This is a genomic window from Ruegeria sp. AL12 (genome assembly GCF_056540885.1).
In genome coordinates this window covers 1-853 of sequence record NZ_JBQFXN010000090.1, presented here as the reverse complement: position 1 = coordinate 853, position 853 = coordinate 1, and the positions used below count along the sequence as shown (strand labels likewise).

Here is an 853-nt window from a genome sequence, read left to right as displayed (position 1 = left end):
GGCAAATGGAAAGTTGATAGGCTCGAACCGGCCGCCACCAAAGAGCGAGGGCGTTCGACCGCCCTGTTGGAACCAGCTTTGGGCGACAAGCACTGTCAGGCCCGAGGCGAGAAAGTTTATTGCGACACCCGAAATCAGCTGGTTGCCCCGGAAGGTTATCGATGCCAACCCGTGCAGCCCTGACAGCGCCAATGAGGATCCGATGCCTGCCAGCAAGCCCAGCCAGACTGAACCCGTAACCGCCGCGACAGCCGCAGAAAAGAACGCGGCCACCAGCATTTTGCCTTCCAGCCCGATGTCGAAAATGCCAGCCCGTTCCGAATACAGACCGGCCAAACAGGCCAGCAAAAGAGGCGTAGATAGGCGGATGGTCGAATCCAGAACCTGGATGAGGGTTACAAAGAAGTCCATTACTCTGCCCTCTTCCGCATACCAAGGAACAGTTTCTCAAGCGGCATCCGTACCATGTTGTCCAGCGCACCGGTGAACAGGATCACCAGCGCCTGAATGACCACGATCAGTTCACGCGGGATCGATGCCCACAGCGCCAGTTCCGCACCGCCCTGATACAGGAACCCGAACAAAAGCGCGGCCAGCAATACCCCGAACGGGTGTGAGCGCCCCATAAGGGCCACGGCAATCCCGATGAACCCAGCGCCTTCGGTCGAGTTCAGGACAAGGCGCTCCGCCTCGCCCATGACGTTATTGATGGCCATCAAACCTGCCAGCGCACCCGAGATCAGCATCGCAACAATAGTAATGCGAACCGGTGAGATACCGGCATAGACCGCGCCGGTTTCAGAGTGGCCATAAGCTCGGATTTCATAGCCCAGCCGGGTCCGCCAGATCAGCG

2 protein-coding genes are annotated in these 853 nt (G+C 58.9%); both read right to left on the bottom strand.

Going from position 1 to position 853, the window contains the following annotated elements; all coding sequences use genetic code 11:
- The coding region (locus ACR0C6_RS21555; RefSeq protein ID WP_480621166.1) for an ABC transporter permease subunit at window positions 1-411 on the bottom strand (411 nt) is incomplete at its 3' end.
- A partial coding sequence (locus ACR0C6_RS21550) for an ABC transporter permease subunit (RefSeq protein ID WP_480621164.1) occupies window positions 411-853 on the bottom strand: 443 nt, incomplete at its 5' end. The genes ACR0C6_RS21555 and ACR0C6_RS21550, both read right to left, overlap by 1 nt.